The sequence below is a fragment of the Erysipelothrix aquatica genome (assembly GCF_009828825.1).
Classification (GTDB): domain Bacteria; phylum Bacillota_I; class Bacilli_A; order Erysipelotrichales; family Erysipelotrichaceae; genus Erysipelothrix; species Erysipelothrix aquatica_A.
In genome coordinates this window covers 42,368-59,286 of record NZ_WTTA01000004.1, presented here as the reverse complement: position 1 = coordinate 59,286, position 16,919 = coordinate 42,368, and the positions used below count along the sequence as shown (strand labels likewise).

Sequence of the window (16,919 nt, the reverse complement as noted above, 5' to 3'; positions counted from 1 at the left end):
TTGTGAGCAAATTTGCTCACGAGAGGAGAACATATGACACGTGAAGAATATGAGAAAGAACTCAAAGAACTAAAGAAACAGAGAAAATTTAAAAATAAGGTGTTAATTCTAATATTGTTGATGCTGATTGTTGTAGCTTCAATATTAATAATTGAAAATTCATTTAATCAATTTATTGGACTTGGAATGACATTTGTTTTCGTTCTCATCCTTGCTCTTAGTTGGATACAGTATGAAGGTAAACGGATCCGTTTAGAAAGCTATAACAATGAATTTGTGGGGTTATCTTATTCACAATTGGTTCAGATTGAAGAAGAATTGGACTATTCTCACTTAAGAGAAGACAAGCGCTACTATCAAGTCTTACAACATATCAAATATATGGATGAGAAGAAATTTAATAAAGCCGTAGAAGATGCAAGAAATGATGCAGAACTTGTTATAGATAGTATTCTAAACGGTAAAGAAATCAAAATAAGTGAAGAGATTATCGAACAAGAGAACTCTGAATACACTGCGTGGCGTAACGAACTTTGTCATGAGATTCATAAATTGAGACAACTAAAGAATGAAGTAGCAAATTTGCTTGAATTAGACTTATCCCCATCAAATACTCTCGATGAGATAACTCGTCTTATTGAGTCGAACATTAATGAAGATAATCTTCTATTAATTGCCCGTGAAATCAATAACAGTGGATACTTAAAAAAATGGTATGAGGAACATTCAGACACCTTGAATAATAAAGAAAAAAGAGGATAAAATATGGAATTTATAAACAATGTTTTTACAATTTTGATTAATTTAGTGTTTATAGCTGGAGTGATTGCAATGGTTATGGAACGTATATTGAAAGTTATGAATCTAAAAGACAACAACTGACAGGATTAGGACTTCTTGTAGTGATTGTAGCCTATGTCATTAGATGTCTGATGTAAAAAAGGAGAACAAGTACATATGGAATTGAGGAAGGGCAATAAAGAGACAGAAGCAGCAAATATCGCACATATTCTACTTAAACGAATGGATGAACTTGAGAAAGTAATTATTGAGTCAAAAGACTTAGGCGAAGATTGGGAATTATTTGATGAATGTAAATACCTAATTAAACTAATAACCTATGAAAGACAAGGAGATTATCATGAGTAAAACAATAGCACTATTAAACATGAAGGGTGGCGTTGGAAAAACAACATCTAGTATCAATATCGCAACAGGACTTGCAAACAAAGGAAATAAAGTGCTTCTAATTGACTTTGATCCACAGGCAAACTCAACTGACATCCTTCTTGATATTCAACAAGAAGAAATATTTATCAATGATGAAGTATCCAAGGCAATAAACAACTTTGATGCAACAGCTCTTAAAGAAATACTTATGAAGCTCAATAAGTATGAGTATTCAGAAGTGTTTATCGACCAGATGCTCTTTGACCCAAGTATTCGTCAAACATATCAAACACAAGTAGAAAACTTACACATCATACCATCACGACTTGAACTCGCAAATGCAGAAAAAACAATTCGTAATGGTAACGAAGCGATTCACAACAGACTCTGGAATGTTATTAAGGGTGTTAAAAATGATTATGATTACATACTCATTGACTGTCCACCGATTATCAATGTACTAACAATCAATGTTTTGAATGCAGTAGATGAGATCATAGCTCCGATTAAGATTGATCGTGGAGCAGAAAAAGGACTAATAATGACAATTCAAGAACTTATGGTTATTGCTACAAGCTATGACTTGGATATTCTTATCCGTCCACTCTTCACGATGGTAAATAATAACAACACACAGAAACGAAGACTTGAAGTGTTGCGTTCTTTCCAAAACAACATTGTGAGACCTATTGAATCGCAAATTCGTTTCCAAGACAAACCAGTTAATGAATCATCATTTAAAAATAAACTTGTTATAAACGATACTAAAGCAAATGTCGGACAAGATTATCGTGATGTGGTTGATGAACTTATTGAGTTATGGAAATAATCATCTTATCTAAAAAAGAATATATAATGTGTGAGCAAATTTGCTCACGAAAGGAGACCTATTAAATGAGCATATTAAATGAAATGATTAATGATACAACTCGTGATATGCAAGTGTCTAAAGTTATGCAACTTGATATTGATGATATTGAACGTAATCCCTTAAACACTGCACCCATGAATTACTTAGATGAATTAGAAGACTTGATAAGGGTAAACGGTATTATTGAACCATTGATTGTATATAAGGTGGATAATCACCAATACCGATTACTCGCAGGGGAGCGTCGCTATACAATTGCGAAGCGATTAAACTATTCTGTATTACCAACAATTATCGTACCGAAACCTAAAGACGAAGTAGAAGAAATGTTGCTTATTTCTTTACACAATGTTAAACGACCTGATGATATAGAAACAATGCGTGAAAAGATTAAAAGACTTGATGAGATTGCAAGTTTGAAACGAAGTCGTGGTGACGAAGACATGAAGGGTGTTCGTAATACTGAATGGATATCACAACAACTTTCAGGATTATCCGCACGGACTGTACAAGAGTATTTAACAGGTAAGTACTCAGAAGACGCTTTACAAACAGAAGAAACAAAGGCGAAAAACGAAGCAAAGAAACCTAAACTTAAAACTGTTGTGAATCAAATGATGAGGCTAAGAAAAACGTTGGAAAACGTTCCTTTATTGGAAATGGACTATAACTATAAAGATTTGAATGATTTTGAATATGAATGTAGTGAACTCTTTGGATTTCTAAGTCGCAATGGTGCAGACATCCTTAGGGCTAAAAAACAAATGCAAGATAATGCTGACAAAAAGCAAATGCTGGAAGACAATGAAGAACAATTAACTTTACACGACTTTGGTGTGTGAGCAAATTTGCTCACGAAGGGAGATTAGACTATGGTAAAAATATTTGATTACTTGGCATATGTGTTCTATTGGATTTGGGATAGACTCGTCGATGCACTTAGTTTATTTCTATTTATTGACTCGTGGATCACAAAACCATTTTATATGTTTTTCAATTATGAACGACCAGATACCCTTTTAGGAGAAATGTTTATGTTGATTGCTGGTCTAATCTACCTTGTTGTTGTCTATGGATTCATTATCTATGGATTGTATCGATTACAAAAATCAATTCGGAAGTTATTTAGAAAGGGGAAACGATCATGAACTACTTTAAAAGAATGTTACCAGTATTGGGAGCAGCGGTTGTCGCGACTTTAATCTACTTTCTATCATTACTCTTTGATGAGCCAGTCAAAACTGTCATTATTGGCATTGGTGCATTAGTCTTCCTGTCAGCTATCTTTTATACCTTCTTTACTGAATCCATTCAAGCTGCAAGAGATGTGAGGAATACATACAGAAATGCCAAAGGTAAAAAAGATGACTGATCTCATAAAAAAACTGACGCGAAGACTTAGTAATCATGACAGTATTGAATTATCAAGACATGAAATGTTTGCTATCGCACAGGGTATTGAAGATGATTACAGTGCTAAAAGAGCGGTGAGCAATTATCTTCTGAGCTACATAGAGAATGGAAATAAGTACTTAATCGAACAAAACAATACACCATTCAGCAACTTATATCTGAAACTTAAAAATAATGAACTAACAGATTACGAGCTGGCTCAGTTTATTATGATACTATTGGAGGTCATAAAAAATGAAAAATCCATTCATTGATAAAAATGATGATTGGGAAATTATCAAAGCAGTAAGACTTGATATAAAGAAGCCCGAACACGGGGTACGTGAGTTATTTGATCTCATCTTGTCAGGTCACGGACAAGTTGGAGTTCTTGATGGAAAGATAGTGTACATACCAAGCAAAGATTATCACATTTATTATATGAACACGTCTTCTTCTGTAATTCGTATGACAGATGGACATGGTGAACCAATGAGTAATGAAATGAAACTTGCATTATTAGAAGACTGGCAATACTGGGAAAATGAAGTTCTTTCTTTAATTATTGCGAAAATGAACAATGCTTTATCAAAGGTAACTTCGAAAGAAAGAATAATCTATTTAGAGAGCAAAATAATTAAACTAAATAGAAGTAAAATTATTGAAAAGTACACCATAAGTAAATGGACATTTTATCAAATTATAGCAAAAATTGATAAACGTATTATTCATGAATTTAAGTTATACTCTGATAAAAGAGATGAAAATGCATTAGAATTTATTATAAAAACGTTTCAAAAATATGACACAATCACAAAAGAAAGCCCTTGTCAAGAGTTTATTGAAAATACTTTAGCCTGTAGAGAACTCATTAAAACCCTTTATACAGTGGATTAATTCATAAATCACATAATGTGTCCGGTAGTGACCGGACAACATTATATAAAATATGGTATAATATACTTAATAAGAAACGTCAAGAAGCGTGTAAGTAAGTATATTATGCGCTTCTTTTCTGTTCATTAAGGTGTGTGAGAAACTAAAGAAGAACGCATTTCGAAAATTGAATATTCTATTGTAAATGATAGACTATAATTGTAAATATGAAGGAGGAGCACAATGTCAAATCCATACAAAAAAAGAGCCGAGTTCAAATCAGACAAGGATCATATTAATCATGATTAAGAGACGAAATACTGCAATGGTTGAGATACTAAAAATGATTGATCGAGATGGGGGTGAAACTCGAAAGCGCATTTCAGTATATATTCCCGAATCATTTAGAGACAAACGAAAACCAAAACAGATTGTAACACTTCACGATAAAATTCTACTAGAAATCAATAATGTTGAGTATATAGGCTTAGTGGAGGATATCTATTATGAATCAGATGATAGTCTTTCTTTTAAAGGAAAAAACGCTAAAGGCGTGATGAAAGGATTTAGGTATGAAGAACCTTAAAATGTTGCTTAAAACTACAAAAAATAAAGTGTTTGTTGGACTCGTTGTCGTTTTTATGATCGGCGCTGCTGGTTTTATATTAAGAACACTAGCAAAACCCATAGCAGATCCTGTTATCAAATTTAAAGATCACCTTGTACTTGAATATGGCCAAACTTTTTCTGGCGAGACAGATGAAGCAAATGACATGCTACCAGGTGTGAGTGAAGAATCTTTGATTCAAAAAGAACAGTCACATTATGATACACTCTCTTTCAATGAAATTGAAGGGGCTGACCCTTCAGACAAAGCAAATGTGATTCCCTTTGATACTAAAACACTCGGTAAGCATCAAGGGTTTGTATATGCGCGTCTTGATAAGACAGTTAAAGTGTTTCCATTCAACTACGAAGTGAAAGACACCCATGGCCCCATCATTGAAGGTGATGATACTGTGACTCTTACCCATGATGAAGCCTTTGATATCAGTAAATATAAAGCACACGACATTGTGGACGGAACATTAGAAATTAGTGTTGAAGGGATGAAGGACGATGCAGGAACATTTGACATCACTTTAAGAGCGACCGATACTAACGAAAACACAGTTGAGAAACGTGTAAAAGTGACACGTCATGAAAAGCCTGTTGAAACACCTTCCGCACAAAATCCCTTAGAACGTTACGCAAGTGGTGAAACACAGCAAGCCTCACGTTCCGATGCAAACAGTGGAAGAAGTTCTGGAAGCAAGTCAAATGCTAACGCAAGTACCCCCGCAACTCCAAGTAAACCAGCGGCACCCAGCAAACCTGCTGCACCTGCAGCTCCAAGTAAGCCAGTAGCTCCCACAAAGCCAGCACAACCCGATGATGATTTTGATGGTACATTATATAAATCATACGGTAGCTTTGAAGCATGCTTTGCTGTGGCAGATGACCTTCTGATGGAAAAGACTTGGTCAGATGATTGGAACCAAACCTATTGTAATGATCGTGGAGATTTGTTTTATTGGAAGTGGGCTTAACACTAAAGAAACAGTTCAATCATAAAAGAAAGGATTAGATGATAATGATCTACAGGAAGCGTAGTCCGTAATTACAAAGACATATCTTACAGATAAAAAATTAAAGAGCACATTAAGCGAGCCTAAAAGCTCGCTTTTACTTTGCATGCATTTATAGAAACAAGGAGGTTAACCATGCAGAAACTACTTAAAAAGATGGGTATTACCCTACTGACATGTCTATTAATATTGACAGGCTTTGTCACTAATATCGCTGCTGACAGCAGTGAGATGTATCATAACGAAGATACAAGTGTTGTCGTAAATGTAAAGCGGCACCTGAAAAAAGATGAACTACAACTTGAATTTGAGATCACTTCTGATGAAACAATAACTATTGATGCGATTAAAATCGATGATAGGACAATCAAAGGCAATGACTATCGATACTCACATGCAGTCGGTGAAAATGGCCAGTATAAATTTACAGTGAGCTACACGCGTACTGTTCTGTTAGAAAAAGAGAATACGGAAAATCAAACAATTCAAAGACAAGAATCCTTTGATTTTGTCGTAACTGTTGATGAACTCAATCAAAAGGAAACAGAAGCGTCACAGACTCAAGAAGACAACGCTACTGATGAGGATGAATCTGTAGCACTGAGTGAAATTTTGGATATTGATGCACCACTGGATGTGGTAGTCCCTGATTCAAATGAAGTCATCACGCTTCAACCTACAGCGCGAGCACGCTCAGTCTCAGGAGGATATCAATTCAGAGCAGCAGGTGGCCATGTTGTGACGGTACGCTCTCTTGGGATTGGTAGAGCCGGAGCCAAACGTGTGATTGATGGTTATACAATTTGGGATTATCGATACCAGGATATGCCTGCAATCTATGTCGATGGCAAATTAGCGTATTGTTTGGAACCTTTGATTGCACCTGCTAGAACCTCAAATGCTTCAAGTATCAGTTTGAATGATTTGACGACACTGAAAGTAAGTGATGTCTCTTCTAGAAGTCTCACGCTTACAGAAGCACAAAAAAACCGTATCACCTACATTGCAAACTATGGCTATGGGTATGATACCCATACTTCCGACTTATGGATTTGGGCAACGCAAAGAGCGATTTGGGAAGAATTAGGCTGGGAAGTCTTTGCACCGGATGCACCCAATACCGATGGCATGGTCCGTGAGATTTTAAATCTCGTGGCAACACATAATGACAAACCAAGATGGGATAACACAGTATTGGATGTGAAATTAGGAGAGACTATTGATTTATCAGAACGTATCGTATCACAATTTGATATTCATAGCACATCCGGCTTAACGATACTTGAACATCGTGGCAGTACTTTAAAAGTACGCATCGATTCAAAAAATGCCTCATTGCTGCTTCGCAAGAAACAAGGGATTGAAACAGGAACTTCAATTGTCTATTCGGATGGGAATTCGCAAAAGGTAAGTGTCTTCAAATTGTATGACCCATTAATATCAAGAATTCGATTTGAAGTCAAATCAGGACACCTTGAACTTACAAAGACCAATAATTTCAAAGAAGTGCTCTCGGGTGTAACTTATGCATTTAGTGAACATCGTGATATGAGTCATCCTTTCGCAACCCATAAAACAGATGCACAAGGTAAGATTCTCATTCAAGATATCGATGCTGAAAAAGTGATTTACTATCGTGAAACAGACACGGTAGAAGGACATGTTTTGGATGACACAATTCACGGTCTTACGATTGTATCAGGCGAAACAGTACGTAAAGCACATACTAACATCGCCATTGAAGGGCAAGCAAAGCTCATTAAAACCGATGGACATCGTAAACTCTTAGAAGGTGTTGTCTTTGGTATTTACAAACAGGATGGCACACTTGTTGAAGAGAAGACAACGGACGTCAATGGAGAGATCCTTACGTCAAAACTCCGTTATGGGGATTATTACTTTAAAGAACACCAAGCGCTTTATGAATACTGGCCGGATGCAACGCACATTCCTTTTGAAATTAGAGAACATGACGAAGTCAAACATCTTACGATGGCCAATACACTCATTGAAGTCCATGTCGAGTGGCAAAAGACAAATGAAGATGGCGAAGCGCTTAAAGGTGTAGGTTTCAAAATTCGTAACACTAAAACTGGTGAATTTGTAACACTTGCGCATGCCGATGGGAAACATATTATTCAAGAAGACACCTGGTTTACAGATGCTAAAGGTGAGGTATTTATTAAAGGCCTTATTGGTGCTGGAGAATATGAACTTGTTGAAGTGTTACCACTGGATGGGTATCAAACCATTGACCCTATTACATTTAGTGTCGATGCAGATCAAACCTATATTGATTTTGGGACACTGGTAGGTTTATCACTTGATGTAGGCGAGATTGTTAACTATCACAAGAGAGGCCATCTCAAAATTACAAAACTCGATATGGATACAAAAGCACCATTACCTGGATTTGGCTTCAATCTCTATGATATTCAGAATAACCTACTAGGTTACTATGAAACCGGTGATGATGGCACTGTAACCATCGAAAACTTAAAATACGGGGTATATACTGTTGAGGAAATCAAAGTGAATGGCGAGTATGGGATAGATCCTCAAAAAGCACGTCAAGATGTCTTCATCGAAACTCATGGTGAAACCTATGAACTTACCTTTGAAAACAAACGTTCTGATATTAAAACATCCGTCTCCTTTGTGTCGCGTGATCCAAAAGCACCACACATGGTAACGTTGCGTGATCGGGTTTCGTATACTGATTTACAAGTAGGGCAAACCTATACGGTTACAGGCTTCTTAAATGATAAAGATACAGGGGCACCGATTCTAATTGATGGTCAAAAGATTGAAGGGTCTACCACATTCACCCCGACTGAAAAAGATGGGTTTGTGGATGTGGATTTCACCTTTGATGCACGCCGTGTATCTGCAACGCGTATTGTGGTCTTTGAAACATTATGGCGTGGTGATCAAGAAGTTGTGGTTCACCATGATATCAACGATATCGATCAAACCATCAATATCCTTACATACCGTATTTTAAAGAAAGACATTGGTACAAAAGAAATTCTTAAAGATGCAGAATTTACACGTTGGGATCAAGATGGCAATGTGATTGAAGTCAAACGAACCGATGAAAATGGTATTGTAGAGTTTAAGTTATTCCAAGGTGAAATCAATACTGCGAAAGAGACGGATGCACCGCTTGGTTACCTATTAAGTGAGGAAATCGTAACAATGGACACAACAGTTCATGAAGATGGAACGCTTTTTGAGATTGAATACTTTAACACACCAAAACCAGCAGTGATGTTACCTTCAACTGGAGTTGATAACACCACACTCTTGTTTGCCTTACCATTAACGCTATTTGGAATGTTCTTAGTGATTGTTGCAATCATCAAGAAACGTCAAACAAGTACTGCTTTTAGTACATCGACACCTTCATTTAACGGAACATCCAAATTCTATGAACAGTTTATTCATGATAAACCAAGTAAAGAGAATAGTTATGTTGTTGGAAAAACTTCACGAGGAGTTGAAAAGAGATATGACGTAAAAATTATTGGAAATTTAGCCGCAAATCCTGAGCTTACAAAATACGGTGAAGGGGAAGATGATGTGTGTTCGTTTGCAACACTTGCTGTTTCGCGTAGAAGTAATCGTGATCGAGTCGATTGGGTCGAATTTGTGGTTTATGGAAAACTCGCTCGTGATCTTACGAAGTATAAGAAAAAGGGAGACACCATTCTTGTTGAAGGAGAAATCCAAAGCTACAAAAAAGATAAAATGACCGAACAAGGATTTGTTGGTAATCGTATCGTATACCTAAAAAATGTAAGTTCAAATGAAGCAAAACCAAATACAGTTGAAACTAGCAAAGAAGAAAAAGAAGAATTTAAAAAACCGACTCTTATTGAAAAAGCAGCAGGTTTCTTTAAGTAGTGAGCAAATTTGCTCACGAAGGGATGTGATTTAATGAAAAAGATTTTGAGTTTCTTGGCGATACTAGCTTTGCTTTCTGGATGTTCTCAGAACAAATCACTTGAGGTGGAATTAAGTCAAGATACTTTTGAAATTCATAAAGTAAAAAATACGTGCGAGCTTGTAAGCACTGTTAATGGTAAAGAAGTTGAAAGTATCGAAGCAAATAACAATACCTTAATATCCAATGGCAATGTTATTCATTGCTCTGTTGTTGATATGGATGCAATTGGCGAGAAAACAGTCATCTATAAGATGGATGGACTTCAAACAGAAAAGACCTTTCAATTAGTTGATACAACCTCACCATCCATTCACTTCGATCAAGACAGTATCAGTGTAGAAGAAGGTAATGAATACTTTAAACTTTTAGATGTCATTAAAGTCACTGATAACTATGACAAAGATTTTTATGTTGGACTTGATGGTGCTTTTGATATACATCAAGCAGGAGAGTATCATGTAAAAATTCTTGCTAAAGACTCTTCAAACAATGAAGCTGAAAAATCTTTGGTTGTTAATGTCAAACCAAAAGAAAAAGAAGTAGTGACTGTGATTGAGAAGGAAACAGTTTATGTTCAAGGTCATGGCGGAAGTGGTACAACACCAAACCCAGCGCCAGCAACTGCAAGCACAGAAACACCGTCTAAAGGCTCGAAACCATCAAACAAAGACTTCTTACACTCAGATGGTTACAACTTAAATACCGCTTACTCAGCGTGCGTTGCATACGCACAGGAAGTTAACGCAAAAGGATGGGGAGTATCTTGCACATCCATTGATAGTGATAAAGGATACTCGCTAGGAATGCGTGCAACAGTACAATAACAATTCCGTGAGCAAATTTGCTCACACACATGAAAGAGGAGAAATATAACTTATGAAAAAAATCAGTAAAATGTTGTTATCTATTGGTAAAACAATAAACAAGAATAGAAAAGACTTAGTATTTCGCTTAAGTCTTGTTGGAACAGGTCTTTTTTTGAGTACAACAAACGTATTTGCGGCAGGAGTGGATGAACAAGCGTTTAAAGACCTTATTGATTCATTCCTTAATCCATTAAAAAACTCAATACTTTATGCAATTCCAGCAGCGGCAGTCATTGCGATTGCTATAATGGCAATGCGAAATTTCTTTAAAAATGAAGAACAAAAAGAAGAGTTTGATTTAATTGGTAAGATCATTAAAACAGGAATTATTGCAGGGCTTGCACAGAGTGCAGCACTTGTATTAAAAATCTTTGGAGTTGTGTAGTGAGCAAATTTGCTCACTACTTTTCATTAAGAAGGGAGTGATGGCATGAAACTCATTACGGATGTAATCCGAATGTTTATATGGGGTATCGTTTGGGCGGTACTTCAAATATCAGATTGGATATATGGAATTACAATGAATGTAGCCTCCTTAGATGTTGGTGATTTTTCAACGTTATGGCAATGGTGGGGTGCGCTATCGATGCTCATTGGTACATTTGCTACATTTAGAATGTTAATGCTTGTCTTTAAATACTTCTTTGATACAGAATATCAAGATAAGATTGATGTGATTAAAATAGGGTCAAGAGTTCTTATGGTTAGTTTTGCGATTGCATTTATGCCATTAGGAGTTAAAACACTAACAGCAGCAGGAAGTGCAGCAGTTACAAACATGGGAGTAGTGTTTGGATTTAAGGGCGATAGTGTTCCATCAACGATTATCATATCGTCACTACTTGATGAAAAAGCAGAAACAATTGTTGAAGGACAACCCGTTACCATCATGAAAGAATTTAAACTTGCTGATATTGATATTAATATCTCTGGCGAGGGCGACAAGGATTATAAGTTTTTTAATTCTATGGGCGACCTTTTTATAGCGATGATTATGGGTGGAGTTGCTGCCGTATTCATACTCCTAATTGGAGTTGATGTTGGTAAGAGAATTTTCTCAATTGCAATGCTTGTCTTAATTAGTCCCTTGCCAATATCAGCTTTAATTAATCCAGAAGATACAAGTTTTATTCGATGGCAAAAACTAATACTTAGTGATGTCTTTTCAAACTTTGTTCAAGTGTTATTACTTAATTTTGTCCTTGTTGCTTCATCATCACCTTGGTTACGAGAACAAGGTGCGTTCGCTGCACTCTTAGCGTTTATAGGTGGACTCTTTGCAATCCTTGGAGGAGTATCTCAAATAAGCAGTATTATAGGTGGTGAAACGGGGACACAAGGCACTCTTCAACAACTTGCTACCCTACGACAAGCAACTCGTGGAATGGGTGGTGGTCGAAAAGGTGGTGGCGGTATGATAAGTCGAGGACTATCAAGTGCTGCATCACTTGCGGGAGCAGCGGTAGGATATGTAGCAGGGCGTATGCTTGGTGGAGAGTCCATGCGTTCCATGAACTCTAACAAGAATCGAAGTGGTTCATCAAACAAAAATGGATTTAAAGGTTCAGAGGCTCGTAAAGGAACGAACAATTCGAGAATGCAATCCAATGTAGAAAAGGTTGATGGTTCAAAAACACAATTTAATGATTCAAATAATCAAGGAAGTGGCTATGAATTTGGTGCTACCAGCAATGATTCGATGACTCAAGGTCAAGTAAATGAATTTGAGGGTGGCAAAGAAGGAAGAACACAAGAAAGTGTCAACAATTCATTTACTGATGGTTCATCATCAAGTGTTAAAGGCAACTTTGAAGCAGGACACAGTGAAAGTGCTTCTGGTACTAGCCAATCTAAGAGTTCTTTTGAACAATCTGAAAAACGTTCAAGTGCTTCATCAAATCAAGGCACACAAACGGGAACACACACTTCACAGAAACAAAGTTATTCAAGGCAAGGTAGTTTTGCAGATCGTTACGCTGAAAAAGCGTATAGCACTAAAGGTAGTAAATTTGCAAGAGTGGCATCTAATTCTGGAAGGCACGTGTATCAGTCTTCTGTTAATCGATTACAAAGAACGATGCCAGCACGTACTGCAAGAGCATTAAAAAACTTAGCAAGTGTACCAGAACATCACCAACAAGGGGGTGAATAAAAATGAAGTTTTACAATCCCGATAATTTTAAACAAGGAAGTCTTATTTTAGGACGTTTTAAGGCACGAGAGCTAGTATATTTACTTGTTTCAATGATTGTCTCAGTAATACTTATTATCGTGATAGGGCAAGCTCTAATAGGTCTTGTAAACCCAATGATACTTATGTTATTTGTGATTATTGCACTGTTACCCGTTGGACTGGCTTTTTTCTTTACAACAGCCAAAACGGGGTATCACAATGCGCTTTATTATTTCAAAATAAAAATGCGATTTAAAAAGACCCAACGCAAGTATATGTGGGAAGGAATCCAATACGATGATGAAGAGGAATAGTTGTGAGCAAATTTGCTCACGAAACGAAAGAGGTGGTATGTATGGGTCTTAAAATAACATGGGAACCCAAACCCAAAACAGTTAAACGACAGATTAAAGATGCAAAGCGGCTAAAAAAAGGCGTAGCATCAACTTTGAAATGGATGCAAGTAGAATCCATTGAAAGCGACCATATTGTATTAAAACATGGTGGTAAAGAAAAGTTTGTAAAGGGAATTAAATTACAGCCTATCAACATCTTTATTGAACCGCAACACGTGCAACAGATGCGGGTAGGAAGATTAAGAAATGTCTACAACACAATTCCATTCAAACTGTACCATTCGTTTGTTTTCAACCCCGTCAACTTAGATCATGAATTAACCTACATTGCTCGTAAGTTAGAACGGGAACAAGATGAAAGTGTTCGTGAACTCTTGCAAGATGATATAAACAAAATGCTCTTATTCATTGCCTCATGGTATGAATTGGAGTTTTTTATTACTATCCAAGAATCTAGTATGAAAAAACTCAATGAACGTTATGAACAGCTTGAGTATCAATTTGAACACGCTGGCTTTAGTACCACAACATTAAACCGTATCGATTATGAAAACTACACAGCCTATATTTTTGAGAATCAAATGATTAATGACTTCTTGTTTGGACATGGAGCATTTGAAATCCTTAATGATGAAAACATCAGTAAGTTTTCTGATGATAAACTCAGTTCAAAGGATATGGAAATAAAATGGAATGAGGGACAAGAAAGTGATGAGAATGGAAAAGAGGTACAATCATGAGCTTAAAAAACATCTATGAAAAAAGCCGATTAGCACCAACCAACTTAAATATAAAAGATGACTATTATGTGCTGGGTGATCGTTATATTCGTAACTTATTGGTAGTAGGATTGCCAACAGATTTTGATTTAGGAATGTTGTCACTTTATTGTAGCAATCAAAATGTTAAACTCTTTATGATTACTGAGAAACATAAGATAAACATAACTAAAGCACTACGTAAAGAATTAAAATCAAAACGTAAGGCATACAAAGAAACGCGTGATGATAGTGAAGCAAAACGACTTGAAATTGAGATTAACTCATTAAAGGATTTTATTGATGAAATCGCATACTCTCATGACAAATCTCATAACGTAACGATGGTCTATTCAATTGCTGCAAACTCCAAAAAAGAACTCGACCAAGAAGTGAGTGATTTTAAAGAGTCCTTGCATCAAGAAGGATTTAAAACTGCAACACTTCATAGTGTTCAAGCAGAACTGATGAAGAATACAACTCCGCTCTTTATGGATGATGATATTCCAACAGTTATGAAAGAAAATTATGGAGTCGTAACACCATCAACCAGTGTCGCTGGATTATTTCCTTATACCTTCCAAACACTTAAAGATACTCATGGTTTCTTATATGGAAGAGAACTCAATCAATCGGGAATTGTTTTGTTTAATCCACTTCTTTATAATGAGGACAGAAAATCATCTGTATCTCAAGGACGATTGAATAATAACATCGTAATTCTGGGCGGTTCGGGTTCGGGGAAGACAACTGATTTAGGGCTTATTGTCCGTCATGCAATCCGTGAAAAATTCCGTATTGTATGGATCGACCCAGAAAATAAAAATCGTTACCTAACAGAGAAGTATAATGGTAAATACATTCGCTGGGGAACACGTAACGCACGTATCAATATCTTTGATTTAAAGCCTATTTCATCAGAAGAAGGTGAAGATGTAGACCCATATGATACTGAACTTGCTATTTATGCAGCAATTCACGAATTTAAAACAGTCTTAACGCATTACAAAAAAGAAGTAACAGAAGATATGTTAGATAGTCTTGACCGTATTATTATCAGAATGTATGAACGTAAAGGGATTACCTTTGATAAGAGCTTTAAGGAACTGAAAAGCGAGAGTTTTCCAATCGTTCAAGATTTAATTGATGAAATTGAGATTAAAATAAACGAAATTAAAAAAGATGAATCACATAGAGTTGACTATGACACCTTAAGGCGACTGTTAAAGAAACTTGATTCTATGGTTACAACAGACCGATTTTATTTTAATGGACATACTACCTTCAATATTGAAGATGTAAAAAGCGGGATGTTATCATTTGGTGCTAAAACATTTGCTGAAAAAGCAAGTGGGTTGTCTGATGCAATGAACTTTATTATGTTTAGATATGCTTGGAGTTTATGTCTTGATGATACGATGCCAAGTATTTTTATTATTGATGAAGCGCATCATTTCATACTAAAAGGACGTAATGCTGAGGAAGTTTCAACGTTCTATCGCCGAAGTCGTAAGTATACAAATATATCTGTTATTGCATCACAAGAACCGCAAGAACTTGATAGTGATGTTTTAGTAGATGGTGTATCACTGAGAGTTCATGGTCGTGCTATCCTCAATAACTCATGTTATAAAATCATTAAGAAACTGAATCATGGTGCAGTCACAAGTCTAAGTCATTTAATGGAATTAAACCCAACCGAACAAGAAAGAATCAAGGCGTTTGGACAGGGGGACTCCTTATTTGCTTATGGTGATCGACGTATCTTAATGACAACAATTGCTACTGAAAAAGAATTATCGGCAATTCAAAATGAATATTAAACAGAAACTTAAGAAGAAAGCGATGTTGTGGGGGACTTCCGCTGCATTATCGCTCTTGATGTTTGCTTTGCCTATTTTTGCTATTGGAACAGTTGTAGCAGTACCGGTACAAGCAGTATCCGATTTCTTTGATGGTATTGGTACTTTTTTGTTTGGTGATGGAGAAACAGATGCCGATCAGTTAATTATCATCCTACAATCAGCAATGGGTAACTCTGAGACTCAAGCACAAATTAAACAAGTCTATACTTCAAAACTTGAGAATGCAGATGCACCCATTCCACTTCATCAGCTTGTTGTAATTCAGTTCATTACAGGAATAGAATTTGAAGATATGAGTGATGAACTTTTGGATACAATGATCGAAGCTTCAATTACACGAGCGAATAAAACAGAAGTGGATGATGAAGGCAATGAAATTGTCAGTGAAGAAATTGGACTCAATGAACTGAGTCTATATGTCGATAACTTAAAGAGGCATGAGCCTTTTAAATCAAAATTAAGTAGTGTTGATACTTCAGCAATTGTTCAGATTATAGAGCGTGTTGGAAGTGTTGACGTAAACTCGAGTATCCCACAAGAAATCATTGATAAATATAAAGGGAAACTTCTTTATCCTTTCAGACAAAAATATGGTGTAGGGGACAGTGTTGGTATCTATTATCCAAGTGGCGTAGCAGAGATGCACAATGGACTTGATATCCAGGCGCCTTGTGGCGTAAACGCTTATGCAATGGACGATGGTGTTGTCAGCCAGGTAGGTAACTGGGATAACCTAAGAGGAAACTACATCTTTTGGGAAAATGGAGACATGCAATATCGTTATCTTCACTTCCAACAACCCGTACCTCATAGAGTCGGAGATACAATCAAGAAAGGTCAATTCATGGGTATCGTAGGAAATGAAGGGTATTCTTTTGGGTGTCACCTTCATTTGGAAACAAGGCTCAATGGTGAAGTCCTTGATCCATTACAAATACTTGATGCACATAATCCAATTTTTGAGTAGTGAGCAAATTTGCTCACGAGAGAGTTGAATGTGGTATTTAATATGATA

Annotated in this window: 18 protein-coding genes; all 18 read left to right on the top strand. The window is 36.3% G+C overall.

The genetic code is table 11. The features are described 5' to 3' along the window. Window positions 1-33 precede the first annotated feature (33 nt). The 18 genes from GVV22_RS08590 to GVV22_RS08505 all read left to right on the top strand — a co-directional run bounded on the left by GVV22_RS08590 (window position 34) and on the right by GVV22_RS08505 (window position 16,871). Window positions 34-762: a hypothetical protein gene (locus tag GVV22_RS08590; RefSeq protein WP_159649722.1), complete on the top strand. Its 729-nt coding sequence runs from the start codon at window positions 34-36 to the stop codon at window positions 760-762. A gap of 195 nt (window positions 763-957) precedes the next feature. Next, the gene (locus GVV22_RS08585; protein WP_159649721.1) at window positions 958-1,149 is read left to right on the top strand and encodes a hypothetical protein; all 192 of its coding nucleotides are present in this window, start codon (window positions 958-960) and stop codon (window positions 1,147-1,149) included. Then, complete coding sequence (locus GVV22_RS08580; protein ID WP_159649720.1) at window positions 1,142-1,999, top strand: ParA family protein; 858 nt, start codon at window positions 1,142-1,144, stop codon at window positions 1,997-1,999. The genes GVV22_RS08585 and GVV22_RS08580 overlap by 8 nt, the downstream gene beginning before the upstream one ends. A gap of 65 nt (window positions 2,000-2,064) precedes the next feature. Then, entirely contained in the window at window positions 2,065-2,883 is an 819-nt protein-coding gene (locus GVV22_RS08575) for a ParB/RepB/Spo0J family partition protein (protein WP_159649719.1), read from the top strand. A gap of 30 nt (window positions 2,884-2,913) precedes the next feature. Then, window positions 2,914-3,189 carry a hypothetical protein gene (locus GVV22_RS08570; protein WP_159649718.1) on the top strand — a complete coding sequence of 92 codons (276 nt, stop codon included), beginning with the start codon at window positions 2,914-2,916 and terminating at the stop codon, window positions 3,187-3,189. Further along, window positions 3,186-3,413: a hypothetical protein gene (locus tag GVV22_RS08565; RefSeq protein ID WP_159649717.1), complete on the top strand. Its 228-nt coding sequence runs from the start codon at window positions 3,186-3,188 to the stop codon at window positions 3,411-3,413. The genes GVV22_RS08570 and GVV22_RS08565 overlap by 4 nt, the downstream gene beginning before the upstream one ends. Continuing rightward, complete coding sequence (locus GVV22_RS08560) at window positions 3,406-3,708, top strand: hypothetical protein (RefSeq protein WP_159649716.1); 303 nt, start codon at window positions 3,406-3,408, stop codon at window positions 3,706-3,708. Before GVV22_RS08565 ends, GVV22_RS08560 begins: the two co-directional genes overlap by 8 nt. After that, entirely contained in the window at window positions 3,689-4,330 is a 642-nt protein-coding gene (locus GVV22_RS08555) for a hypothetical protein (protein WP_159649715.1), read from the top strand. Before GVV22_RS08560 ends, GVV22_RS08555 begins: the two co-directional genes overlap by 20 nt. Before the next feature lie 280 nt (window positions 4,331-4,610). Continuing rightward, complete coding sequence (locus GVV22_RS08550) at window positions 4,611-4,895, top strand: hypothetical protein (RefSeq protein ID WP_159649714.1); 285 nt, start codon at window positions 4,611-4,613, stop codon at window positions 4,893-4,895. Continuing rightward, on the top strand, window positions 4,882-5,898 hold the full coding sequence (locus GVV22_RS08545; protein WP_159649713.1) for a hypothetical protein: 1,017 nt from the start codon (window positions 4,882-4,884) through the stop codon (window positions 5,896-5,898). The genes GVV22_RS08550 and GVV22_RS08545 overlap by 14 nt, the downstream gene beginning before the upstream one ends. 174 nt (window positions 5,899-6,072) lie before the next feature. Continuing rightward, window positions 6,073-9,843: a SpaA isopeptide-forming pilin-related protein gene (locus GVV22_RS08540; protein WP_159649712.1), complete on the top strand. Its 3,771-nt coding sequence runs from the start codon at window positions 6,073-6,075 to the stop codon at window positions 9,841-9,843. A gap of 33 nt (window positions 9,844-9,876) precedes the next feature. After that, a complete protein-coding gene (locus GVV22_RS08535; protein WP_159649711.1) occupies window positions 9,877-10,710 on the top strand; it encodes a membrane lipoprotein lipid attachment site-containing protein in 834 nt (277 codons plus the stop codon). A gap of 52 nt (window positions 10,711-10,762) precedes the next feature. Then, window positions 10,763-11,137: a TrbC/VirB2 family protein gene (locus GVV22_RS08530; RefSeq protein ID WP_159649710.1), complete on the top strand. Its 375-nt coding sequence runs from the start codon at window positions 10,763-10,765 to the stop codon at window positions 11,135-11,137. A 45-nt stretch (window positions 11,138-11,182) separates the two neighbouring features. Beyond that, window positions 11,183-12,904, top strand: coding sequence for a hypothetical protein (locus tag GVV22_RS08525; protein WP_159649709.1), 1,722 nt, complete (start codon window positions 11,183-11,185; stop codon window positions 12,902-12,904). Window positions 12,905-12,906: 2 nt separating this feature from the next. Continuing rightward, the gene (locus GVV22_RS08520; protein WP_159649708.1) at window positions 12,907-13,239 is read left to right on the top strand and encodes a PrgI family protein; all 333 of its coding nucleotides are present in this window, start codon (window positions 12,907-12,909) and stop codon (window positions 13,237-13,239) included. A 41-nt stretch (window positions 13,240-13,280) separates the two neighbouring features. Then, entirely contained in the window at window positions 13,281-14,021 is a 741-nt protein-coding gene (locus GVV22_RS08515; RefSeq protein WP_159649707.1) for a hypothetical protein, read from the top strand. Beyond that, the gene (locus GVV22_RS08510; RefSeq protein WP_159649706.1) at window positions 14,018-15,862 is read left to right on the top strand and encodes a VirB4 family type IV secretion system protein; all 1,845 of its coding nucleotides are present in this window, start codon (window positions 14,018-14,020) and stop codon (window positions 15,860-15,862) included. Before GVV22_RS08515 ends, GVV22_RS08510 begins: the two co-directional genes overlap by 4 nt. Further along, the gene (locus GVV22_RS08505) at window positions 15,852-16,871 is read left to right on the top strand and encodes a M23 family metallopeptidase (RefSeq protein WP_159649705.1); all 1,020 of its coding nucleotides are present in this window, start codon (window positions 15,852-15,854) and stop codon (window positions 16,869-16,871) included. The genes GVV22_RS08510 and GVV22_RS08505 overlap by 11 nt, the downstream gene beginning before the upstream one ends. Window positions 16,872-16,919: the final 48 nt, after the last annotated feature.